We start from the raw sequence: 23,052 nt of genomic DNA, 5'->3' as shown, positions 1-23,052 counted from the left end.
ACGTGCCCTGGTGGCTCGTCGCGGTCGTCGTGACCGTGCTCGTGCTGGTCACCGGTGCGTTGCCCGCCGACGACGCCCGGGACCTGGCCGAGCGGACTCTCCCGGTCCTGGTCTTCGTCGCGGCCCTGACGGTCGTCGCGGAGATGTGCGCCGGTGCGGGCCTGTTCGACGCCGCCGCAGGGCTGGCCTCGCGGGTGGCGGGCGGTCGTCGTTGGGCGTTGTGGGGGCTCATCGTCGTGCTGGCAACCGTGAGCACCGCGGTCCTGTCGCTCGACACGACGGCCGTGCTGCTCACGCCGGTCGTCATCGCCCTCGCTCGGCACACGCGCACCCCGCCGTTGCCGTTCGCGCTCGCGGTGCTCGCGCTGGCCAACACCGCGTCGCTCGTCCTGCCGGTCTCCAACCTCACCAACCTGCTGGCCGACCACCTCCTGCGCGCGGACGGCGTCGGGTACCTCGGGCTGATGTGGGCACCGGCGCTGGCGGCGATCCTGGTCACGGTTGCCGTCCTGGCGGTGCGGGACCGGCGGTCGCTCGGCGGCTCCTACGACCCCGGCCCGCCGCACCCTGTGCGCGACCGGACCCTGCTCGTCGTGTCCGCGGTCGCGGTCGGAGTGCTGGCGGTCGCGTTCGTCGTCGGCGCTCCGACCGCACCCACCGCCATCGTCGTGGCCGTCGTGCTGCTCGCGGTGACGCTCGCCCGGCACCAGAAGCTGCCCGTGCCGGCGCGCGACCTGGTGCCGTGGCGGACGCTGCTCGTGGTCCTCGGTCTCTTCGTCGTCGTCGCCACGGCCCATGCCCAGGGCCTCGGCACGCTGCTCGCCCAGGCAGCAGGCACCGGCAACGGTCCGGGCGCGCTCCTGCAGGTGGCCGCCACGGGCGCGCTCGCGTCGAACGCGATGAACAACCTGCCCGCCTACCTCGCGCTCGAGCCGGCCGCCGGTACCGACCCGCTGCGGCTCGCGGCGCTGCTCATCGGCACCGGCGTCGGGCCGCTGATCACGCCGTGGGGCTCGCTCGCGACCGTCCTGTGGTGGCAGCGGTGCCGCACGGTGATGCTCAACGTCCCGGCCGGCACGATCGTGCGTCAGGGGCTGCTGCTCGCCCCGCTGACGGTGGTCGCGGCCACGCTCGCGCTCGTCGCCACGAGCTGACCGGTCAGGACGACCAGCCCTCGCTCGGCACACCCACCACGGCGATCTCGTCGCGGCGGTCTGCGAAGAGGCGCACGATGCTCACGGACGCGGGCGCGACCCGCAGCTGGCTCCACGACGACGGCTGCGCGCCCATGGTCACCCCGAGGGCGGCGCGGATGGAGACGGCGTGGCTCACGACGACGACCGTCCGGTCGACGCCCTCGGCCAGCAACCCGTCGAGGCCGCGCTGCAGCCGGCGCCCCACGTCCTCGATCGACTCGCCGCCGGGCGGCCGCAGGTCGGCCTTGGTGTGCCACGGCTCCAGCTGACCGGGCCAGCGCTCCTCGATCTGCTCGGCGGTCAGCCCCTGCCACTCCCCGAAGTTCGCCTCCTGGAACGTGGCGTCCGTCCGGATGGGCAGCCCAAGCCTCTCGGCGATGATCGCACCGGTCTGCTGCGTGCGGACCATGGGCGAGACGATGATCTCGCTCGGGTACGGGATGTCGCCCCACAGGTCGCGTCCGACGCGGTCGACGAGGTTCGCGGCGTCACGCGCCTGCCGCAGACCGGTCTCGTCGAGGGGCGGCCCGGGTTCACCGGACCCGGAGTACCCGCGCGAGACGGTCATCGTCGTCTGGCCGTGCCGGACGAGCACGACCGTGACCGGCTGCTCCTCGTCGAACCGGACGCCGGCGCCGGACGGTCGTGGCGCCCGTCCCGCAGGGTCGGCAGCGTTGGTCTCCAGCGGTTCAGCGGCGTCGCTCACGACTCGCAGTCTGTCGCTCTCCCGCCGGACGCGCGACCTGCGGCTCAGCCCTTCGCGGGCTCCGGGATGCGAACGAGGATGCGACCGCACTCCTCGCAACGCGCCACCTGGTCCTCAGGGGACTTGACGATCGCCTCGACGTCCAGCGGGTTGAGCTCGAGCCGGCAGCTCTCGCACCGACGCCCGCGCAGGGCACCGGCACCCTTGCCGCCCAGCTGGGCGCGCAACCGCTCGTAGAGCGTCACCAGCCCGCCGTCCAGGCCGTCGACGGCCGTCGCACGCTCGGCGCGGACCGTCTCGGCCTCGGCGTCGAGAGCGGCGTACGCGGCGTCGCGCTCCGCCTCCACCCCGGCACGCTTCTCGGCGAGCGACTCGTGCGCCGTGGTGACCTCGGCGAGCGCCTTCTCGTGGGCCTCGAGCCGCTCCATGACGTCGAGCTCGACCTCCTCGAGCTCGGCCTGCCGACGCCCGAGGGTGCCCAGCTCGCTCTGCAGCGCCTGCAGGTCCTTGGGGCTGCCGGTGCCGGAGTCGAGCCGCGCCTGGTCGCGCGCAGCACGTACCCGCACCTGCTCGACGTCCGCCTCCGCCTTGCGCAGCTCGCGCTGCAGGTCGCTGACCGCCGTCTGGGACGTGACGAGGGCGGTGTGCAGGTCGGTGACCTGCGAGCCCAGCTCGGTCAGCCGCGCGAGCTCCGGCAGCGTGCGCTTCTTGTGGGCGATCTGGTCGAGGCGGGTGTCGAGAGCCTGGACGTCGAGCAGTCGGCGCTGGTCCGCTGCGGGTGCAGTCGTCACGGGTGTCCTTCCGGCGGTGCTGTGGGGTCAGGCTTCATGCGGTTTCCGGGCTCGCGACGCGTCCCGTCCACGGGTCGGTGCTCACCGTGCTGACGCGGGTCTCCACCGTAGTCCCCGCAGCAGCGGCGTCCTGCTCCAGGGCGCGGGCCGCGTAGGCGAGCCAGGGCCACTCGGAGGCGAAGTGCGCGACGTCGACGAGGTAGGGCGTGGATGAGCCCTCGTGGTCGGCGCGCTCGCGCAGCTCCGACACTGGGTGGTGGCGCAGGTCGGCGGTCACGTAGGCGTCGACGCCCGACGCACGCACGGCGTCGAAGAACGAGTCGCCGGACCCACCGACGACAGCCACGCGCTCGACCCGACCGTCGGGATCGCCCGCGAACCGCACACCCTGGACGGTCGCCGGCAGCGCGGCGGCAACGGCGGCCGCGAACGCGCGCAGCGTCGTCGGCTCCCCCAGCGTCCCGACGCGGCCGGTGCCCGTCGAGCCGGGCCAGGACGCGAGCTCGAGCACGTCGAACGCCGGCTCCTCGTACGGGTGCGCGGCACGCATGGCGGCGACGACCGACGAGCGCAGACGACGCGGGGCGACCATCTCGACGCGCGCCTCCACGACGCGCGACGCCTCCCCGGCGGAACCGACGGTGGGCGACGCAGCCTCGGACGGGGTGGACGTCCCCTCGCCGGTCGACGTCCACGCGCACCGCGTGTAGTCGCCGATCGCACCTGCGCCCGCGGCCCCGAGTGAGTCGACCAGGCGCTCCGCGTCCGCGACGGGGACGAACACCACGTGCTTGTCCAGGGACTCTGCCGGGGCGGGGTCCAGGGGCACCGTGCCGACGAGCCCGAGCGCCGCGGCCAGGGCGTCGTTGACTCCCCCGGCTGCCGCGTCCGCATTGGTGTGCGCGGTGTACAGGGCGGTGCCGGTGCGGACCAGCGTGTGCAGCAGGGCGCCCTTGAACGTCGTGGCGGCGATCGAGTGCACGGGCCGCAGGAGCAGCGGGTGGTGCGTCACGACGAGGTCAGCCCCCCAGGCGGTCGCCTCGTCGACGACGGTGGCCACGGGGTCGACCGCGAACAGCACGCGGCGCACGGGCTGGGACGGGTCGCCGGTGACCAGGCCGACCGCGTCCCACGACTCGGCCGTGGACGGGGGGTAGCGGCGCTCGAGCAGCCGAACGACATCCGCCAGGACCGGTGAGCTCACGTGCCGCACGCTACCGGTCCGACGTCCGGACACCGTCGCCGACCGTGACGACGCCGCCGCGCACGGGGACCATCTGGATGCCGAACCACACCTCGCCGTCGCGACGTCGGTGCCGCGCCAACGACGCGAGGGGCTCCTTGCCCTTGACCTGCGTGTCCGGGTCGATCGTGGTCAGGACGCACCGCCCGCAGTGGTCGGCGAACCGCAGCTCGACGTCCCCGACCACGAGCGTGGCCCAGCCGTCCTCGACGAACGGCTCGAGGTCACCGTCCACCACCAGGTTGGGGCGGAACCGGCGCATGTCGAGAGCCGTGCGGGGCGCGGGCTCGGGGTCACCCTTCTCGAGGGCACGAGCGACCCGTTCGTCGTGCAGCTCGGCGGCCCACGCGTCGAGTCGACGGAGCGACGCCGTCGTCGTCACGTGCACCGGTCCGGTGTCGGTGAGGGCGAGCGGGTCCGCCAGCGTCCCGCCGTGCGCCTCCGCCATCCCCCGGCGGGCCGGGTCGTCGAGCCAGACCAGGCTCGCGTGCTGACCGAGGAGGTCCGAGACCCACGCGTCGGCCTCGTCGCCCGCGCGGGTCGCGGTGTCCAGGCGCTTGAGCTGTACCGGGACGTCGGGCGGCCCGGACGGCTCGCCCACGTCGAGCGTCGGCAGGCCGTCGGCACGGAGGCGCACCCCTCCGTCGTACCTCGTCGCCCGGGCGGCGAGCATGCGCGGGTGGCTGCGAGCGGTGAGCGTCGAGCCGTGCTCGTCGACGACCATCCACCGGCGGTCGCCCCGCGGGCCGGCGATCTCGACGTCCATCGACGTCATCGGGGTACCGGCGAACGACTTCACCGGGAAGACGGTGAGCGCCGAGACGACGAGGGCTGGCTCCGACATGCTCGGACCCTAACAACCGAGGAGCGCCGGCTCGGCACCGACCCCCCGCACTCCTCGTCGAGGACGTCAGCCACCGGCGACGAGCACCCGGCCCAGCGCTCCCGCCTCGGCGTCGGCCATCGCGTGGGTCACGAAGGCGTACGTGCCCGGCTCGGGGAACGTCAGCTCCACGAACCCGCCCTGGGCCGGTGCGAGGTCGAGCACCTGCGCGCCACCCGTGCCCGTCGAGCCGCCGTCCGGCAGCACCCAGTCGCCCTCGCGGTAGACGGTGTCGAACTGGCCGCCGACGACGTGGAACGCGCTGGGCAGGTTCGGCCCGGCGTCGAGGAGCCAGAAGCGCACCCGCTCGCCCGCCACGGCCTCCAGGGGTCGGTCGCGGTACTGGTTCGCGTACCCGTTGAACACCACGAGGTCGGAGCTCCGCGCGGCGACCTTCGCCGCGTCGGCGACCTCTCCCTGCGGGCCCAGGTAGAGCTCGGACTGCACGATGACGTACTCGCGGTCGACGTCCGGCAGACCCGGCGGGTCGATGATGACGGCGCCGAACATCCCGCTCGCGATGTGCATCGACATCGGCATCGTCGAGCAGTGGTACATCCAGATCCCGGACCGCGTCGCGGTGAACTCGTAGGTCAGCGACTCCCCCGGCTGGATCGTCCGCATGACGTCGTCGGGCGCCAGCGCGCCGGCGTGGAAGTCGATCGAGTGGCCGATGGACCCGTCGTTGACGAGCGTGATCTCGAACCGGTCCCCGACGCGGCCCCGCAGCACGGGTCCTGGCGCCTGGCCGCCGAACGTCCACAGCCGCTGCGTCACGCCGGGTGCGACCTCGCGGACGACCTCCGTCACGGCGAGCGTCACGCGGTGGGTCGTGGCGCCGGGATCGGCAGGCGCCACGGTCGCCTCGTGCGGGACGAACGACGGCGCCGGGGTCGCCATGACGTCGGGCTCGGCATCGGGCCGCTCGGCCTGCTGGGTGTGCTCGGCGTGCTCTGTCGGCGCACCGCTGGCGACGATCGTCAGGGTCATCCCCATCTGGCGGTGGCCGGCCACGGGGCACCACCCGTCGAGGTCGCCGCCGACGACTCCGACGTCGATGGTGCCCTGCTCTCCGGGCGACAGACGGCCCGACCCGGCACCGTTCTCGACGACGAGCTCGTGGACGTCGTCGTCCTCGTTGGTGACCTCGACGACGAGCCTGTCGCCCACCGGGACCTCCACGGTCGACGGGCTGAAGCGCATGTCGAGCGCGCGCACGGCGACCGTGGTGGTGCGTCCCGTCGCGACGACCGGGTCCGTCGGCGTGCTCGACCCGATGCCCGCGGCGGCGGGATCGACGGCCACGCCCAGGGCGACGACCATCGCCAGCAGACCGGTCGCGACGACGGCAGCACCACTGCGCGACGACCGGGGCTCCGGCACCGGGACACCCTCACGACGCCGGGCGGCGAGCACCGCGCGGCCGGCCAGCGCGAGGAACGCGACGAGCGCCCCGAGGACGACGAAGGACGCGAGGACGCGCACGGCGCTGGGCACGGGCGCTGCGAACAGCACGAGGCCGCCGTTGACCAGCACGGCCCGCAGGACCGCACCGCGGTCGAGCTCGGCCGCGGTCCGCCGTGCGGTCGCCGGTCCACCCCCGAGGACGACGGGCAGCAGGTACGAGAGCGAGCCGACGAGGATCTGCGCGGCGAACCCCACCGCGAAGGGAACGACCAGCACCCGGAAGCCCTCCGCGGCCGCGACCCAGCCCGGAGCGGTGACGACCAGCGCGCCGAACGCCACCGTGCACGCCGTGAGCCACACGACGGCTGCAGCAAGGCTCCAGGCGGCATACGTGCGCGGCGGCGACGTGCGCGCCTGGGCGACCATGACGGTGCCGCCGATCGCGGTGCCGAGAGCGACGACCACCGCGCCGAGCCCGACCAGCACCCGCCATCCGCTCGCCGCACCCGCGGCGACCAGCACCAGGCCCAGGAGCGCGACGGGCAGCGCCCTGCGGCCCGCAGCCTCCTGCGCCGGCTCGATCCGAGCGTGCAGGACGGTCGGCCACAGGACGACGAGCGTGCCGAGCACCGTGAGCCCGACCCAGCCGAGGAGCGCGAGGGCGACGTGCCCGACGTACAGCCGGGCGTGGACGACGTCGCTCACCTCGCCGCGCGCCATCACGACGCCGCACCCGACCGCGACGGGAAGCACCAGCCCGGCGGCCACGTAGTACCGGACCGCGTGCCCGAACCTCGACGGGAGTGCGGCGCGCGACTGCACGACCATGATCCCGACCTGCACGAGTGCGGCGGCGGCCACGAGCGCCGAACCGGCGACGACGAGCCACGCGACCGACCCGGCGACGCCGAGGACGACGGCCAGGGCTCCCACGGTGTGGACAGCGAGCCGCGCGGTGAGGCCGGTGCGCCCGCCGCGCGCGGGCCGGCGCAGCAGGGTGTCCGCGAAGTGCTGGCTCCAGACGAGGATCGCCGTGCTCACCGCGCCGAGCAGGAGCAGGTGCACGAGCAGCCACGGGGCGGCAGGGACGGCCCGGTGACCGAGCGCGAGCAGCGCGGCGGCCACGAGCCACGCGCCGACGAGGGCGTTCGCCCGCAGGTGCCAGGACGCGCGGCTCATCGCAGCGCCGCCTCGCGGACCAGGGGTCCGACCCGCACGGCGGCGTCCGGCGGACGGGCCGGCGGCCCGACGGCGACGCTCCACACCGCCACCGCGAGGAACGCCAGGACGGCCACGACGTTCGCGACGCCGCCCACGCGGACCGCGGCGACGCTCCCCCAGCCGTCCCCGACGACGAGCCGGAAGGCGAGCGAGAGGTGCAGCAGGATCAGCGGGGCGAGCATCACCGGCCGGTACGGCAGCGGCCGCCGCAGCACGGCGGGCAGGATCACGGGCGCGTGCGCCATCACCATCGACATGACGAACCCGAGGAACACGGCGTGCAGCACGGCGTCGTAAGCGCGTCCGTCGGTCACCGCACCGCCGAGCAGCCACACCCCTCCCGCGACGGCCAGCCACGCGAACCCCGCGACCATCGCGAGCGCCATGAAGCGCGGGAGACCTGTGCTGCGGACCGTCCGACGGGCCACGTCGTGGCGCGCGAGGAGGACCGCGAGCGAGACGAGCGCCAGGCCGAGCACGGCACCGCCGGCCCGCGGGTGCAGGAGGGCGATGGCCGACCCCAGGAGCAGCGCGAGCCCGGCGACGACGATCCCCGCGCGGACCGACGCGGGCGGCGCGGCGACGCGCATGAGCTCGACGCGCTCTCCGACCACCGTGAGGACGAGGAACGCGACGAACCACGGTGTGACGACGGGGACCGGCACCCCCGCGAGGAGCAGCAGCGCCGACCCGACGGCCGCGGCGGCGCCCGCGCCCTGCACCGCGATCGCGGGCGCCGGCTGCCGGCGCCACACGACGACGTACGTCCCGACGAGGGCGACGGTCCCGGCGAGGTGCAGCGCGTGGCCGACGGCGAGAGGCGCGGTGCTCAGCAGCGCGAGCGAGCCGGCCGCGAGCAGCAGCGGCGAGGAGAAGGCGAGGCGCCGACGCACCGCGACGGCCCGCTCCAGCGCGACGAGGGTGCCGACGACGCCGAGGACCATGAGCTGCCCGTGCACGTCGGCGAGCCGGTCGAGCCGGATCGGCGCGGGGACGCCCAGCAGCAGGAGAGCCCCGTCGAGACCCGCGAGCATGGCGAGCCCGGCGGGTGCGAGCAGCACGAGCCGCAGCGGTGGACGGCCCGTGCCGCGAGGGTTTTGCACGGCTCCGACGCTAGTTATCCACGCCTCGCGTCGTCCCGGGACGAACGTCCCGCACGACGGGACCTCCGACCCATCCGCACGCCACTGACCGTGGAAATACTCGTCGCATGTCCATCCGCCGCACCCCGGCCGCACGCACGCTCGCCTCGGGCAGCCGCGTCGACCTGCTGCACCTGCTGCAGGACGGTGGCGAGCACACGATCGGCGAGCTCGCGGTGGCGACCGGACTGCACGAGAACACCACGCGCGAGCACCTCCAGCGGCTCGTCAGCGACGGGTTCGCGCAGCGCGCCCCCGAACGGCGCACCGTGCGGGGGCGTCCGCGGATGGTGTACCGCGCGGTGTCGGCGCACGACCTGCGCACCGACCCGCGTGCGCAGAGCCGGATCGAGGAGTCGATCGCGCGGGTCGCCCTCACACGTGCCCTGCTCGACGGGTACGGGCGCTCGGTGTCCTCGCCGTCGTCCGCCGCACGGGCGGCCGGCCGGGCGATGGTGATCGACCGTGACCTGCCGCCGGTGACCGCCTCGACCGGCACCGTCGGTGTCGACCGCCAGCTCGACGCGCTCGAGGGTCACCTGGAGCGGCTCGGCTTCGACCCGGAGCTCGACCGGTCGCAGCTGGCGTTCCACCTGTACCGCTGCCCGTTCCTCGACCTGGCGAAGGCGCGCCCCGAGGTCGTCTGCAACGTGCACCTCGGTCTCGCGCAGGGCGTGCTCGACGCCGTCCCCGGACCCGTCGCGGCCCGCGAGCTGCTGCCGTTCGTCGGGCCCGAGCACTGCGTCCTGCAGCTGCGCCGCGACGACGTCGAGGGTCGGAGCGAGCCGCTGTGAGCCGATCGGATTTTCCACGGTTCTTTCGAGCGCACGGCTCGGACCCCGCGGACATGCTCGCCGTGAACCCGACGACGGGCTCACGGAACGGATGACCGCGGGAGGTCCCGATGCCCACCCTCACCCTGCGCGGACCCGATCTGTCGCACTGGGACCCGGAGAACGAGTCGACGTGGGACCGGCGGCTGGCCTGGCGCACGCTGTGGATCACGACGTACAACCTGACGCTGGCGTTCTGCGTCTGGTACCTCGTCAGCGCGATCGCGCCGCGGCTCAACGACATCGGGTACGACCTGACGACCGGCCAGCTCTACTGGCTCGTGGCGATCCCCGGGCTGGCTGCCGGGCTCTCGCGGCTCGTCTACATGTTCCTGCCCCCGGTCGTCGGCACCCGCACCCTGGTCGGCGGCTCGGCCACGCTGCTCCTGCTGCCGATGGTGGGCTGGGTGCTCGCCGTGCGCGACCCGGGCACGTCCTACACGGTGCTGCTGCTCCTGGCTGCGGCGTCGGGCGTCGGTGGCGGTGCGTTCGCGGGGTTCATGCCCTCGACCAGCTACTTCTTCCCGCGCCGCATGGCGGGTACCGCGCTGGGCCTGCAGGCCGGGATCGGCAACTTCGGCGTCAGCCTCATCCAGCTGCTCGTGCCGTGGGTCGTGGGCTTCGGCCTGCTCGGCACCGCCGCGCTCACCCCGCAGCAGCGTGCCGACGGCTCCTCGATCTGGCTGCACAACGCCGGCCTGGTGCTCATCCCGTGGGTGCTGCTCGGCATGGTGCTCGCCGCCGTGTGGCTCCGCCGCGTCCCGGTCACGGCGAACTTCCGTGAGCAGCTCGACATCTTCAACGAGAAGCACACCTGGTACATGACGGCCGTCTACCTCATGACGTTCGGCGCCTTCTCCGGCTTCGCGGCCCAGCTCGGTCTGCTCATCAAGAACATGTACGAGGGCATGGAGGGCGCTCCCGACCCGCTGAAGTACGTCTTCCTGGGCCCGCTGCTGGGCTCGATCACGCGGGCCGCCTGGGGTCCCCTGTGCGACCGCTACGGCGGCGCGGTCTGGTCGCTCGTCGCCGGCATCGGCATGACGGCAGCGACGGTGTTCACGGCCTTCTTCCTGGCACCGACCGACACCAGCACGTTCGGGCTGTTCCTCGGCGGCATGCTCGCGATCTTCACGTTCGCCGGCATCGGGAACGCCGGCACGTTCAAGCAGATGCCGATGATCTTCGAGCGCCGCCGCGCGGGCGGCGTCATCGGGTTCACCTCCGCCATCGCGGCCTTCGGTCCGTTCCTCGTCGGCGTCGGGCTCTCGCTCGTCGCACCCCAGGCGTTCTTCATCGGGGCCGCCGTGTACTTCGCGCTCTGCACCCTCCTGGTGTGGCGCCAGTACGCCCGCCCCGGCGCACCCCGCCCCAGCTGAAGGAGGCCGTCGTGACCGCACGCACCGACAAGCCCGGCACCGACAACGCGGCCGTCGACGCGCTCCTGAGCCTCGGGTCCCGCCTGCGGCCGGGCACGATGTCGCCGGACAAGCGTGCGCTGTTCCTGGAGGGCGGGCGCGAGGGCGACGCCTTCTACCGGGACCGCTGGAGCCACGACAAGGTGGTCCGCTCGACGCACGGCGTGAACTGCACGGGGTCGTGCTCGTGGAAGGTGTACGTCAAGGACGGCATCATCACGTGGGAGACCCAGCAGACGGACTACCCGTCGGTCGGCCCGGACTCCCCCGAGTACGAGCCCCGCGGCTGCCCGCGCGGCGCGGCCTTCTCCTGGTACACCTACTCGCCCACCCGCGTGCGGTACCCGTACGTGCGCGGTGCGCTGCTGCGGGCGTACCGCGCCGCCAAGGAGCGCACGGGCGACCCGGTGCTCGCCTGGGCCGAGGTCACCGGCGACCCCGAGACGGCGCGCTCGTACAAGTCGGCCCGCGGCAAGGGCGGGCTGATCCGCGCCACCTGGGACGAGGCCTCGGAGATCGTCGCCGCGGCGCACGTGCACACCATCAAGACGTACGGCCCGGACCGCGTCGCGGGGTTCTCGCCGATCCCCGCGATGTCGATGGTGTCGCACGGCTCGGGCGCGCGGTTCGTCTCGATGCTCGGCGGCACGATGCTGTCGTTCTACGACTGGTACGCGGACCTGCCCGTCGCGTCGCCGCAGGTGTTCGGCGACCAGACGGACGTCCCGGAGTCGGCCGACTGGTGGAACGCGAGCTACCTCATGATGTGGGGCTCGAACGTGCCGGTGACGCGCACGCCCGACGCGCACTTCATGACCGAGGCGCGCTACCGCGGCCAGAAGGTCGTCACGGTCTCCCCCGACTACGCGGACAACACGAAGTTCGCCGACGAGTGGCTCGCGCCGCACCCCGGCACCGACGGTGCGCTGGCCACCGCGATGGGGCACGTGATCCTGCGGGAGTTCCTCGTCGAGCGGCGCACCGCGCGGTTCGCCGAGTACATGTCGACGTTCACCGACGCGACCCACCTGGTCACGCTGCGGCAGCGCGGGGACGCGTGGGTACCGGACAAGTTCCTCACGGCCGACGCGCTGGGCGGCCCGGTCGCCGGACCCGACGGGATCCCGCGCGACACCCACGGTCGGGACGCCGCGTTCATGACCGTCGTGCTCGACGTCGACGGCTCGCCGCGTGTGCCGAACGGGACCCTCGGGCACCGGTTCGACCCGGCGCAGGCGGGCTCCTGGAACCTGGACCTCGGCACGATCCGGCCGGTCCTGTCCGTCGCCGACCTCGACACCCACGACAGGACGGCCGTCGCCGTGGACCTGCCGCGGTTCGACGTCGCGGCCGACGGGCCGGACGGTGAGCACACCGGCGGCGCCGGCGTCGTGCGCCGCGGCGTGCCGGTCACCCGCATCGGCGACGCGCTGGTCACCACCGTGTTCGACCTCCTCCTCGCTCAGTACGGCGTCGGTCGCGACGGGCTGCCCGGCACCTGGCCGACCGGCTACGACGACCCGAGCACCCCCGGGACGCCCGCGTGGCAGGAGGAGATCACCGGGGTGCCGGCCGCGGCGGCCGAGCGCATCGGACGGGAGTTCGCCGAGAACGCCGAGGCGTCGGGCGGCCGCTCGATGATCCTCATGGGCGCCGGCACCAACCACTGGTTCCACTCCGACACGATCTACCGCACGTTCCTCGCGCTCGTCACGATGACCGGCTGCCAGGGCGTCAACGGCGGCGGCTGGGCGCACTACGTCGGCCAGGAGAAGTGCCGGCCCGTCACCGGCTGGGCGCAGTACGCGTTCGGCCTCGACTGGGTCCGCCCGCCGCGGCAGATGATCGGCACCGCGTTCTGGTACCTCGCCACCGACCAGTGGCGCTACGACGGCCTGCCCGCCGACGCACTCGCATCCCCGCTGGCCGAGGGCCTGTTCGCGGGACGGACCACCGCCGACTGCCTCGTCGAGTCCGCGAAGCGCGGGTGGATGCCCAGCTATCCGACGTTCAACCGCAACCCGCTCGAGCTGGTCGACGAGGCTCGCGCCGCAGGCAAGGACCCGGCGGCGCACGTCGTCGACGAGCTCCGCGAGGGCCGGCTGAAGTTCGCCGTCGAGGACCCCGACGACCCGGTGAACTTCCCGCGCGTGCTGACGGTCTGGCGGGCCAACATCCTCGGCTCGTCGGGCAAGGGCAACGAGTACTTCCTGCGCCACCTGCTCGGCACGGACTCGGCCGTCATGGCCGAGGAGTCCGGCCCCGACCGTCGCCCGGCCTCCGTGACCTGGCACGACGAGGCGCCGCGCGGCAAGCTCGACCTGCTGGTCACCAGCGACTTCCGCATGACGTCGACCACGCTGTTCTCCGACGTCGTGCTGCCCGCGGCGACCTGGTACGAGAAGCACGACCTGTCGACGACGGACATGCACCCGTTCGTGCACTCGTTCAACCCGGCCATCGCCCCGCCGTGGCAGACCCGCACGGACTTCGACATCTTCGTCACGCTCGCGAAGGCGGTCTCGACGCTCGCCGTCGGGCACCTCGGCAAGCGCGAGGACCTCGTGGCGGTGCCGCTCATGCACGACACCCCGGACGAGATGACCGTCCCGCACGGCACCGTCGACGCGGTCGAGGACCTGATCCCCGGCGTGACGATGCCCAAGCTCGTGGTCGTCGAGCGGGACTACACCGCGCTGGCCGACCGGCTCACGTCGCTCGGCCCGCTGACCGCGACCGCCGGCATGGTGACCAAGGGCGTGAAGTTCATGCCCGACAAGGAGGTCGCCGAGCTCGGCCGGCTCAACGGGGTCGTCACCGACGGACCCGCCGCGGGCCGACCCCGGCTCGCGACCGCCCAGCACGTCTGCGAGACGATCCTCGCGCTGTCGGGCACGACGAACGGTCGCCTCGCGGTGCAGGGGTTCGAGGACGTCGAGAAGCAGTCGGGCACCGAGCTCGCGTGGCTCGCGCGCGAGCACGAGGGCAAGCGCATCACGTTCCCCGACGTGCAGGCGCGTCCCGTGCCCGTCATCACGTCGCCCGAGTGGTCCGGCTCGGAGCACGGCGGCCGCCGCTACACGGCCTTCGCGATCAACGTCGAGCAGCTCAAGCCGTGGCACACCCTCACGGGCCGGCAGCACTTCTTCCTCGACCACGACTGGATGAGCGAGCTCGGCGAGAACCTGCCGGTGTACCGGCCTCCGCTGGACCTCGGCCGGCTCTTCGGGGACCGGCGCCTGGGTTCGACGGACCCGTCAGGCACCCCCGGGTCCGAGGGCCACGCCGAGGTCACCGTGCGCTACCTGACTCCGCACTCGAAGTGGTCGATCCACTCGGAGTACCAGGACAACCTGTTCATGCTCTCGCTGTCGCGCGGCGGCCCGACGATCTGGATGTCCCCGCAGGACGCCACGACGATCGGCGTCCGCGACAACGAGTGGATCGAGGCCTACAACCGCAACGGGGTCGTCGTCGCCCGCGCGATCGTCAGCCACCGGATGCCCGCCGGCACGGTCTTCATGTACCACGCCAAGGACCGCACCGTGGATGTCCCGCGGTCCGAGACCTCGGGCCTGCGCGGCGGCATCCACAACTCGCTGACCCGCGTCCTGCTCAAGCCGTCGCACCTGATCGGCGGGTACGCGCAGCTGTCGTTCGCCTTCAACTACCTGGGCCCGACGGGCAACCAGCGCGACGAGGTGACGACGATCCGACGTCGCTCGCAGGACGTGACGTACTGATGGGGAGCATCGCATGAAGGTCATGGCGCAGATGGCGATGGTGATGAACCTCGACAAGTGCATCGGGTGCCACACGTGCTCGGTCACGTGCAAGCAGGCGTGGACGAACCGCACAGGCGTCGAGTACGTCTGGTTCAACAACGTCGAGACCCGCCCGGGGGTCGGCTACCCGCGCGGGTACGAGGACCAGGAGAAGTGGGGCGGCGGCTGGGTCCGCACCAAGCGGGGGCGGCTCAAGCTGCGCTCGGGCGGGCGGTTCACCAAGCTCGCGCACATCTTCTCGAACCCGAGGCTGCCGGAGATCCACGACTACTACGAGCCGTGGACGTACGAGTACGACACCCTGCTCTCGGCTCCGCAGGGCGAGCACACGCCCGTCGCGCGGCCCATGTCGCTGCTCACGGGCAAGGCCATGCAGATCCACTGGTCGGCGAACTGGGACGACAACCTCGGTGGGTCGATGGAGACGATGCAGGACGACCCGGTCCTGAAGCAGATGAGCGAGAGCGTCACGGCCGAGCTCGAGCAGGCGTTCATGTTCTACCTGCCGCGCATCTGCGAGCACTGCCTCAACCCGTCGTGCGTCGCGTCGTGCCCGTCGGGCGCGATGTACAAGCGGGCCGAGGACGGCATCGTGCTCGTCGACCAGGACCAGTGCCGCGGCTGGCGCATGTGCGTGTCCGGCTGCCCGTACAAGAAGGTCTACTTCAACCACAAGACCGGCAAGGCCGAGAAGTGCACGATGTGCTACCCGCGCCTCGAGGTGGGTCTGCCGACGGTCTGCTCGGAGACGTGCGTCGGCCGGCTGCGCTACCTCGGGCTCGTGCTCTACGACGCCGACCGGGTCCTCGAGGCCGCGTCGGTGGAGGACCCCACCGAGCTGCTGGCCGCCCAGCGGTCCGTGCTGCTGGACCCGCACGACCCCGAGGTCATCGCCGGTGCCGAGCGCGAGGGCATCCCGCGCGACTGGATCGACGCCGCCCAGCGCTCGCCGATCTGGTCCCTGATCAGCACGTACGAGGTCGCGCTCCCGCTGCACCCGGAGTACCGGACCATGCCGATGGTCTGGTACATCCCGCCGCTGTCGCCGGTGGTCGACGTGGTCACGGGGTCGGGCAACGACGGCGAGGACGCCCGGACGCTGTTCGCCGCCATCGACCGGCTCCGCATCCCCGTGGAGTACCTGGCCGGCCTGTTCACGGCAGGCGAGACGGCACCGGTCACCGCCGTGCTGCAGCGTCTCGCGGCGATGCGGGCGCACATGCGCAACGTGAACCTCGGCACCGACCAGGACCCCCGCATCGCGGAGTCGGTGGGCATGACGGCCGCACAGATCGAGGGGATGTACCGCTTGCTCGCCATCGCCAAGTACGAGGACCGCTACGTCATCCCCGCCGCGCACGCCGAGAGCGCCCGTGCCCTCGAGGAGACGGCGACGGGCTGCTCGCTCGACGTCGACGGTGGCCCCGGCATGGGCGGCGGCGGCCGGTTCGGCTCGTCGTCGGGACGCCCGATGCGCGCCGCCGTCGAGACGTTCCACGCGCTGCGCAACCGGCAGACCGCGGACAAGGCGGCCGGGCCGTCGCAGCCCACGCGCGTCAACCTGCTGAACTGGGACGGCAACGGGGCTCCACCCGGGCTGTTCCCGCCGGAGCCGGGCCAGGACGGCTACGGCGACGGACCGGAGGCAAACGCATGAGCCGCCGGCCGGGCGCCGGGCGCGCGCCGTCGCTGCCGTTCCTCGAGCCCGTCGACGCGCACCCGCGCGAGCGCGTCATCGCGCACATGGCCGCGTCGCTCCTGCTCGAGTACCCGACGCAGGAGCTGCGCGAGCGGCACGACCTGCTCCGCGACACCACCGGGATCCTGTCCGACGACGTCGCGGCGGCCTTCGCCCAGTTCCTCGACGCGGTCGAGCCGCTCGACCTCGACACCCAGCAGGCGCACTACGTCGAGACGTTCGACCTGCGCCGGCGGTGCGCGCTCTACCTGACGTACTACGCGGCGGGTGACACCCGGCGCCGCGGCATGGCGCTGGTGACGTTCGTCGAGGCGTACCGCGCGTGCGGCTGGGAGCCACCGGACGACGAGCTGCCCGACCACCTGCCGACGGTCCTCGAGCTGTCGGGGCGGGAGCCCGGGCCGATCGCCGACACCCTGCTGGGCACCCATCGTGCCGGGATCGAGCTCCTGCGCTCCGCCCTGCACCACGCGCGCAGCCCGTACGCGAACCTCCTCGACGCGGTGTGCCTCACGCTGCCCGCGATCGACGACGCCACCGCCGCACGGTTCGCCGACCTGGTCGCCAGCGGCCCGCCGTCGGAGACGGTCGGCCTGTCCGCACCCCTGCTCCCGTTCCCGACCGTCCGTTCGGAGGTACCGGCATGACGACGCGCGACATCCTGCTGTGGGTGGTGCTCCCGTACATCGCCGGGGCCGTGTTCGTCGTCGGCCACCTGTGGAGGTACCGGTACGACCGCTTCGGCTGGACCACCCGCTCGTCGCAGGTCTACGAGTCGCGGCTGCTGCGGGCCGGGTCGCCGATGTTCCACATCGGGATCCTCATGGTGATCGGTGGGCACGTCGTCGGCCTGCTGATTCCCCGGACGTGGCTCGAGGCCGTCGGCGTCACGGAGCACGCGTACCACGTGGTCGCCACGTGGGCCGGCACGATCGCCGCGGTCCTCACGCTCGCCGGGCTCGGGATCCTCGTCTACCGCCGCCGCACCGTCGGTCCGGTCTTCCTGGCGACGACCCGCATGGACAAGCTCATGTACGTGGTACTCGGCGCGACCCTGGCGTTCGGCACCGCGGCCACCGTCATGTTCCAGGTGCTCGGCGACGCGTACGACTACCGCGGCTCGGTATCGCCGTGGGTGCGCGGGCTGCTGACGTTCCAGCCCGACCCCGCCCTGATGGCCGAGGTACCGCTGGCCTTCCAGCTGCACATCCTGTGCGCCCTGGCGCTGTTCGGCCTCTGGCCGTTCACGCGGCTGGTGCACGTGTTCTCGGCGCCCCTGGGCTACGTCACCCGGCCGTACATCGTGTACCGGACCCGCGACGACGACCGCCTGGGCAACCGCGTCCCACGACGCGGCTGGGAGCGCGTCGAGCGCCCCGGCGCACCCCGCTGACCCCGCACCACCCACCCCGAGGAGAGACCATGACCGCCGAGCACGTCGAGATCCTGCCCACCGCCCCCGAGCCCGCCGGCCACTCCTGCGGCTGCGGCGGCCACGACGAGGCCGACCCGGTGCTCGACGTCCGCCCGATCCCGCACGCCATCCGGCATGCGACCGTCTTCGGCGCGTTCGAGGCGATCCCGCCCGGCCAGTCGCTGGTCCTCGTCGCGCCGCACCTGCCCCGCCCGCTCATCGCGCAGCTCCGCGAGCGGGCCGAGATCGACGTCGAGGTGCTGGTGGACGGTCCGGACGCCTGGCACGTCCGCCTGACCCGCCTGGGGTGACTCCCCCGAGACCGGCGTCGCCGTCGCAGAGCAGCGACGGCGACGCTGCTGGGTGGGCCCGGCCGGTTTCGAACCGGCGACCTCCGCGGTGTAAGCGCGGCGCTCTGACCAGCTGAGCTACAGGCCCCTGAGCCGCCCGACGCGCGGGCGGCCCGACGGTCGCCAAGGATACCGGCGCGCGCCGTCGTCAGGCGGCGAGGTCCGCCAGCGCCGCACGGTACGACGAGAAGTCACGAGCCCGCCCGGGAGGGTTGACCAGGCTCCACCGCAGCATGCCCTCGGCGTCGACCAGGAAGCTGCCGCGCACCGCGAAGCCCCGGGTGTCGTCGAAGACGCCGTAGGCATGCGCGACCTCGCCGTGCGGCCAGAAGTCGGACAGCAGGTCGAACGCGAAGCCCTCCTGCGCCGCCCACGCGCGCAACGAGTGGCCCGGGTCGCAGGAGACGACCAGCACGTGGACGCCGGCCTCCTCGAACTCCTTGATGTTGTCCCGCAGCTCGCACAGCTCACCGGTGCACGTGCCGGAGAACGCGAACGGGACGAAGACGATCACGACGGGACCGCCGCGCAGCCCACTGAGGGTCACCGGGGTGCCGTGGGTGTCGGGGAGCGAGAACTCCGGGGCGGGTGCGCCGGTCGGGGGCGTGGTGCGGGCGGTGGCGTCCATGGCGCGGACTGTAACAACGACCGCCGAGCCGTGCGATCCGGCGGTCAGCGTCCGCGGCCGCGCGCGCCGAGCCGGGTGGCGGACCAGTCGGGCGCGATCGAGAAGGTGCTCATGGCGTGCAGCCCGGAGGTCGTCGCCGCCTCCTCGATGTCGCTGTGGGACACGTGCCCGGAACGGCCCGCCTTCGGGGTGAGGACCCAGATGGGACCGCCGTCGTCGAGCACGGTCATGGCGTCCACGAGCGCGTCGGTGAGGTCACCGTCGCCGTCACGGAACCAGATGACGGCACCGTCGGTGACGTCGTCGTACTCCTCGTCGACCAGCTCTGTGCCGGTGACGGCCTCCAGGCTGGCGCGCAGCTCGTCATCGACGTCGTCGTCGTAGCCGAACTCCTGGACCACCTGGCCCGAGGTGAAGCCCAAGCGGGCGGCCGTCTGCGACGCGCCTTCGTCCGCGGTGGATGACACGTCCGGACCGCTCCCTCCGTCTCGGCGACCCCGTCCGGGGAGCGCCTGCTCATTGCCGCACACGCTAGCCCACCGCACCCGGGCGGGCGCACGCAAGACCTGCACGGATGATGGTGTCGCACCGTCGCGCAACCCGGGCCAGCCCCCGGCGGGAGCGACTGTCGCGGACGTCACGTGGACGTTCCTGCTACTCGGTGTGACTTTCGGGCCCGCGGGGTCAGAGAATGGGTCGACTACCCGTACCCGTCGTCGCCGCCCACACCGGCGCGCGCCCGGGGGTTCGGGCCAGATGCGCCGCCGATGCCGACCGGGCTCGTGCGCGCGGACGAGAGGCAAGGAGCGCTGGTGGCTTCGATCGACGAGACAGGACCGCTCATCGGTGGCCTGCTCAGCCAGGTGCCGGACATCGATCCGGACGAGACCGGCGAGTGGGTGGAGTCCCTCGACGGACTCATCGACGAGAAGGGCGGGCCTCGCGCGCGCTACGTGCTGCTGAGCATGCTGCGGCACGCGCGACAGCGGAACGTGGCCATCCCGGCCTCGCTCAACACCCCCTACGTCAACACCATCGCGGTGCACGACGAGCCCTACTTCCCGGGCGACGAGGCGCTCGAGCGCCGCTACCGGTCGTGGATCCGCTGGAACGCCGCGGTGATGGTCACGCGGGCGCAGCGACCCGGGATCGGCGTCGGGGGGCACATCTCCTCGTACGCGTCGGTCGCGACGCTCACCGAGGTGGGCCTCAACCACTTCTTCCGCGGCAAGGACCACCCGGGCGGCGGTGACCAGGTCTACTTCCAGGGCCACGCCTCCCCCGGCGTCTACGCCCGCGCGTTCCTCGAGGGCCGGCTCTCCGCCCACCAGCTGGACGGGTTCCGCCAGGAGCTGTCCCACCCGGGCGGCGGCCTCCCGTCGTACCCGCACCCGCGCCTCGCGCCGGACCTCTGGGAGTTCCCGACGGTCTCGATGGGCCTGGGCCCGGCCTCCGCCATCTACCAGGCGTGGACCAACCGGTACCTGCACCTGCGCGGCATCAAGGACACCAGCCAGCAGGACGTCTGGGCGTTCCTCGGCGACGGCGAGATGGACGAGCCCGAGTCCCGCGGCATGCTCCAGCTGGCCGGCCAGCAGGGCCTGGACAACCTGACCTTCGTCGTCAACTGCAACCTTCAGCGGCTCGACGGCCCGGTCCGCGGCAACGGCAAGATCATCCAGGAGCTCGAGGCGCAGTTCCGCGGCGCCGGGTGGAACGTCATCAAGGTGATCTGGGGCCGCGAGTGGGACGCCCTGCTCAACGCCGACAAGGACCGCGCGCTCGTCAACCTGATGAACACGACGCCCGACGGTGACTTCCAGACGTACCGCGCCGAGAGTGGCGCCTTCATCCGCGAGCACTTCTTCGGCCGCGACCCGCGGACCAAGCAGCTCGTCGAGAAGATGTCCGACGACGAGATCTGGGCGCTCAAGCGCGGCGGGCACGACTACCGCAAGATCTACGCCGCCTACAAGGCCGCCCGCGAGCACACGGGGCAGCCGACGGTCATCCTGGCGCACACCATCAAGGGCTACGGCCTGGGGTCCGGGTTCGCCGGTCGCAACGCCACGCACCAGATGAAGAAGCTCAAGTCCGACGACCTCAAGACGCTGCGCGACTCGCTGCACATCCCGATCACGGACGAGCAGATCGACGAGAACCCGTACGTCCCGCCGTACTTCCACCCGGGGGCCGACGACGAGGGCATCCAGTACCTGCTCGAGCGTCGCCGTCAGCTCGGCGGATTCGTGCCGGAGCGCCGCACGACGCACAAGCCGCTCGTGCTGCCCGAGGACAAGGTCTACGAGGGCCTGGCCAAGGGTTCGGGGCACCAGGAGGTCGCCACGACCATGGCGCTCGTGCGCCTGTTCAAGGACCTGGTGCGGGACAAGGAGTTCGGCCACCGACTGGTGCCGATCATTCCCGACGAGGCCCGCACGTTCGGCCTGGACTCGATCTTCCCGAGCGCCAAGATCTTCAACACGAACGGCCAGAACTACATGGCCGTGGACCGCGAGCTCATGCTCTCCTACAAGGAGTCCGAGTCCGGCCAGATCATGCACACGGGCATCAACGAGGCCGGTTCCGCCTCGGCGTTCCAGGCCGTCGGCACGTCCTACGCGACGCACGGCGAGCCGCTGATCCCGTTCTACTTCTACTACTCGATGTTCGGGTTCCAGCGCACCGGCGACCAGTTCTGGGCCGCCGGTGACCAGATGGCCCGCGGGTTCCTCATCGGCGCCACCGCCGGCCGCACCACCCTGACGGGTGAGGGTCTGCAGCACGCCGACGGCCACTCGCCGCTGCTGGCCGGCACCATGTCCCACGTCGTGCACTACGACCCGGCGTACGGGTACGAGATCCGGCACATCGTCAAGGACGGCATCGAGCGGATGTACGGCGAGGGCCACGACCGTGACCGCGACGTCATCTACTACCTCACCGTCTACAACGAGCCGATGCAGCAGCCCGTGGAGCCCGAGGGCGTCGACGTCGAGGGCATCCTGCGGGGCATCCACCTGATCGCCCCCGCCGAGGGTGACGGGCCGCGCGCCCAGATCCTGGCGTCCGGCGTCGCGGTGCCGTGGGCGCTCGAGGCCAAGAAGCTCCTGGCCGACGACTGGGGCGTCCAGGCGGCGGTGTGGTCGGTGACCAGCTGGAACGAGCTGCGCCGCGACGGCCTCGCCGCGGACCAGCACGCCTACCTGCACCCCGGTGAGGAGGAGCGGGTGCCGTACCTGACGGCCAAGCTCCAGGGGGCGGAGGGTCCGTTCGTCGCGACGACGGACTTCGACCACCTCGTCGCCGACCAGGTCCGTGCCTGGGTCCCGGGGACGTACGCCACGCTGGGCGCCGACGGCTTCGGCTTCTCGGACACCCGCGCGGCGGCCCGTCGTCACTTCAAGATCGACGGCCCGTCGACGGTGGTGCGCGTGCTCCAGCAGCTGGCGCGCTCCGGCGCGGTGGCCCCCGAGGCGCCGGCACAGGCCATCGAGCGCTACCGGCTGTACGACGTCACGGCGGGCACGTCGGGCAACACCGGCGGCGACAGCTGACCTGACGACACGACGACGGCCCGGACTCGCGAAGAGTCCGGGCCGTCGTCGTTGCGCGTCAGGTGCCGGGGATCGTCTGCTCGGCGTGCGCGACGTCACGGGCGAGCTCGCCCTTGAGGTCGGCGACCGCCCGCTGGTTCGGGTACAGGTCGAGCGCGGCGATGTGCTGCTTGGCCTCGAGCGGGCGCCCGGCCTCGATGGAGGCCAGCACCAGCTGGCGGGCGACCTCCGGGTCGTGCTCGCGGGGCCGCCAGTGGCCGACGCCGAGCCCGAGCGCGTCCACCGGCATGCCGGCCTGGCGCAGGAGGGCGAGGGCCTCGACCAGCGCCTTGCCCGACGGGTCCCGCTCGGCGGCCGTGGTCAGCCGGCGCAGGGTGCCCTCGTGGTCGTCGTGCACCGAGAGGCGGGCGACCTCGATGAGCGCGTACCAGGCGCGCGGGTTCCCGGCGAGCTCCTCGCCGAGCGCCCACACCGCCAGGTCCGCGGCACGCTGACGCTCGGTGTCGGTGGTCTCGGCGGAGAGCGGGTCGTGGTCGGGGCTGGCCTCGGCGGCCCGGCGACGGACGATCTCCGCGAGGGCCACGAAGGCCCGCTCGTTGTTCGGGTCGTCGCTGAGCATGGAGCGCAGCGCGTCCTCGTGGAGCGTGTCGCCGCGCCGCGCAGCCTTGGTCGGTCGGCGCGCGCCGACCCGCGAGGCCGAGGACGGCCGTCGCATGAGCTGACGCAGACGGGGCAGTAGAGCCATGACGCGACCCTATCCGCTGGGGGCGGACCACACC

General features: G+C 72.7%; 18 protein-coding genes and 1 tRNA gene. 9 read left to right on the top strand and 10 right to left on the bottom strand.

Annotation, left to right across the window (positions count from 1 at the left end; all coding sequences use genetic code 11):
• Positions 1-2 precede the first annotated feature (2 nt).
• Positions 3-1,154, top strand: coding sequence for an SLC13 family permease (locus J2X26_RS09365; protein ID WP_307491681.1), 1,152 nt, complete (start codon positions 3-5; stop codon positions 1,152-1,154).
• Between the two features lie 4 nt (positions 1,155-1,158).
• Here the strand turns inward: J2X26_RS09365 and J2X26_RS09360 are convergent, their stop codons facing one another.
• From J2X26_RS09360 to J2X26_RS09335, 6 genes are all read right to left on the bottom strand, one after another.
• Positions 1,159-1,902: a histidine phosphatase family protein gene (locus J2X26_RS09360; RefSeq protein WP_307491680.1), complete on the bottom strand. Its 744-nt coding sequence runs from the start codon at positions 1,900-1,902 to the stop codon at positions 1,159-1,161.
• Between the two features lie 44 nt (positions 1,903-1,946).
• The gene (locus tag J2X26_RS09355) at positions 1,947-2,693 is read right to left on the bottom strand and encodes a zinc ribbon domain-containing protein (protein WP_307491678.1); all 747 of its coding nucleotides are present in this window, start codon (positions 2,691-2,693) and stop codon (positions 1,947-1,949) included.
• A 34-nt stretch (positions 2,694-2,727) separates the two neighbouring features.
• Positions 2,728-3,897 (bottom strand): Nif3-like dinuclear metal center hexameric protein, encoded by a 1,170-nt coding sequence (locus J2X26_RS09350; protein ID WP_307491676.1) that lies wholly within the window; start codon positions 3,895-3,897, stop codon positions 2,728-2,730.
• A 10-nt stretch (positions 3,898-3,907) separates the two neighbouring features.
• The gene (locus J2X26_RS09345; protein WP_307491674.1) at positions 3,908-4,780 is read right to left on the bottom strand and encodes an MOSC domain-containing protein; all 873 of its coding nucleotides are present in this window, start codon (positions 4,778-4,780) and stop codon (positions 3,908-3,910) included.
• A gap of 66 nt (positions 4,781-4,846) precedes the next feature.
• Positions 4,847-7,405, bottom strand: a complete 2,559-nt coding sequence (locus tag J2X26_RS09340; protein ID WP_307491673.1) for a multicopper oxidase domain-containing protein — start codon at positions 7,403-7,405, stop codon at positions 4,847-4,849.
• Positions 7,402-8,550 (bottom strand): hypothetical protein, encoded by a 1,149-nt coding sequence (locus J2X26_RS09335; protein WP_307491672.1) that lies wholly within the window; start codon positions 8,548-8,550, stop codon positions 7,402-7,404. Before J2X26_RS09335 ends, J2X26_RS09340 begins: the two co-directional genes overlap by 4 nt.
• A 107-nt stretch (positions 8,551-8,657) precedes the next feature.
• Between J2X26_RS09335 and J2X26_RS09330 the strand changes: the two genes are divergently transcribed.
• The 7 genes from J2X26_RS09330 to J2X26_RS09300 all read left to right on the top strand — a co-directional run bounded on the left by J2X26_RS09330 (position 8,658) and on the right by J2X26_RS09300 (position 18,049).
• Entirely contained in the window at positions 8,658-9,383 is a 726-nt protein-coding gene (locus J2X26_RS09330; RefSeq protein WP_307491670.1) for a helix-turn-helix transcriptional regulator, read from the top strand.
• A 110-nt stretch (positions 9,384-9,493) separates the two neighbouring features.
• Positions 9,494-10,801 (top strand): MFS transporter, encoded by a 1,308-nt coding sequence (locus tag J2X26_RS09325; protein WP_307491668.1) that lies wholly within the window; start codon positions 9,494-9,496, stop codon positions 10,799-10,801.
• Between the two features lie 11 nt (positions 10,802-10,812).
• Positions 10,813-14,583: a nitrate reductase subunit alpha gene (locus tag J2X26_RS09320; protein ID WP_307491666.1), complete on the top strand. Its 3,771-nt coding sequence runs from the start codon at positions 10,813-10,815 to the stop codon at positions 14,581-14,583.
• Positions 14,584-14,596: 13 nt separating this feature from the next.
• Positions 14,597-16,282 carry a nitrate reductase subunit beta gene (narH, locus tag J2X26_RS09315; protein ID WP_307491665.1) on the top strand — a complete coding sequence of 562 codons (1,686 nt, stop codon included), beginning with the start codon at positions 14,597-14,599 and terminating at the stop codon, positions 16,280-16,282.
• Entirely contained in the window at positions 16,279-16,971 is a 693-nt protein-coding gene (narJ, locus tag J2X26_RS09310) for a nitrate reductase molybdenum cofactor assembly chaperone (RefSeq protein ID WP_307491664.1), read from the top strand. The genes narH and narJ overlap by 4 nt, the downstream gene beginning before the upstream one ends.
• Complete coding sequence (gene narI, locus J2X26_RS09305) at positions 16,968-17,717, top strand: respiratory nitrate reductase subunit gamma (RefSeq protein ID WP_307491662.1); 750 nt, start codon at positions 16,968-16,970, stop codon at positions 17,715-17,717. Before narJ ends, narI begins: the two co-directional genes overlap by 4 nt.
• A gap of 29 nt (positions 17,718-17,746) precedes the next feature.
• Positions 17,747-18,049, top strand: coding sequence for a DUF2249 domain-containing protein (locus J2X26_RS09300; protein ID WP_307491660.1), 303 nt, complete (start codon positions 17,747-17,749; stop codon positions 18,047-18,049).
• A gap of 53 nt (positions 18,050-18,102) precedes the next feature.
• On the opposite strand, the gene J2X26_RS09295 is transcribed toward J2X26_RS09300, so the two are convergent.
• The 3 genes from J2X26_RS09295 to J2X26_RS09285 all read right to left on the bottom strand — a co-directional run bounded on the left by J2X26_RS09295 (position 18,103) and on the right by J2X26_RS09285 (position 19,183).
• Positions 18,103-18,176: transfer RNA gene (locus J2X26_RS09295), tRNA-Val, on the bottom strand.
• A 60-nt stretch (positions 18,177-18,236) separates the two neighbouring features.
• Positions 18,237-18,716 (bottom strand): peroxiredoxin, encoded by a 480-nt coding sequence (locus tag J2X26_RS09290; RefSeq protein ID WP_307491659.1) that lies wholly within the window; start codon positions 18,714-18,716, stop codon positions 18,237-18,239.
• A gap of 44 nt (positions 18,717-18,760) precedes the next feature.
• The gene (locus J2X26_RS09285) at positions 18,761-19,183 is read right to left on the bottom strand and encodes a DUF3052 domain-containing protein (RefSeq protein WP_307491657.1); all 423 of its coding nucleotides are present in this window, start codon (positions 19,181-19,183) and stop codon (positions 18,761-18,763) included.
• Between the two features lie 345 nt (positions 19,184-19,528).
• On the opposite strand from J2X26_RS09285, the gene aceE reads away from it, so the two are divergent.
• Positions 19,529-22,273 (top strand): pyruvate dehydrogenase (acetyl-transferring), homodimeric type, encoded by a 2,745-nt coding sequence (aceE, locus tag J2X26_RS09280; RefSeq protein ID WP_307491655.1) that lies wholly within the window; start codon positions 19,529-19,531, stop codon positions 22,271-22,273.
• Positions 22,274-22,331: 58 nt separating this feature from the next.
• On the opposite strand, the gene J2X26_RS09275 is transcribed toward aceE, so the two are convergent.
• Complete coding sequence (locus J2X26_RS09275) at positions 22,332-23,018, bottom strand: hypothetical protein (protein WP_307491654.1); 687 nt, start codon at positions 23,016-23,018, stop codon at positions 22,332-22,334.
• Between the last annotated feature and the right edge of the window lie 34 nt (positions 23,019-23,052).

The sequence above is a fragment of the Cellulomonas humilata genome (genome assembly GCF_030814415.1).
GTDB lineage: Bacteria > Actinomycetota > Actinomycetes > Actinomycetales > Cellulomonadaceae > Cellulomonas > Cellulomonas humilata_A.
Note: the sequence above shows the minus strand (reverse complement) of the source record. Positions and strands in the feature narration are given on the sequence as shown.

Excerpts from the sequence above, each read along its gene's own strand:
- J2X26_RS09300 (WP_307491660.1), top strand. The coding sequence starts at position 17,747 with ATGACCGCCGAGCACGTCGAGATCCTGCCCACCGCCCCCGAGCCCGCC.
- narH (WP_307491665.1), top strand. The coding sequence starts at position 14,597 with ATGAAGGTCATGGCGCAGATGGCGATGGTGATGAACCTCGACAAGTGC.
- J2X26_RS09325 (WP_307491668.1), top strand. The coding sequence starts at position 9,494 with ATGCCCACCCTCACCCTGCGCGGACCCGATCTGTCGCACTGGGACCCG.
- narJ (WP_307491664.1), top strand. The coding sequence starts at position 16,279 with ATGAGCCGCCGGCCGGGCGCCGGGCGCGCGCCGTCGCTGCCGTTCCTC.
- J2X26_RS09275 (WP_307491654.1), bottom strand. The coding sequence starts at position 23,018 with ATGGCTCTACTGCCCCGTCTGCGTCAGCTCATGCGACGGCCGTCCTCG.
- J2X26_RS09345 (WP_307491674.1), bottom strand. The coding sequence starts at position 4,780 with ATGTCGGAGCCAGCCCTCGTCGTCTCGGCGCTCACCGTCTTCCCGGTG.
- J2X26_RS09340 (WP_307491673.1), bottom strand. The coding sequence starts at position 7,405 with ATGAGCCGCGCGTCCTGGCACCTGCGGGCGAACGCCCTCGTCGGCGCG.
- J2X26_RS09330 (WP_307491670.1), top strand. The coding sequence starts at position 8,658 with ATGTCCATCCGCCGCACCCCGGCCGCACGCACGCTCGCCTCGGGCAGC.
- J2X26_RS09290 (WP_307491659.1), bottom strand. The coding sequence starts at position 18,716 with ATGGACGCCACCGCCCGCACCACGCCCCCGACCGGCGCACCCGCCCCG.
- narI (WP_307491662.1), top strand. The coding sequence starts at position 16,968 with ATGACGACGCGCGACATCCTGCTGTGGGTGGTGCTCCCGTACATCGCC.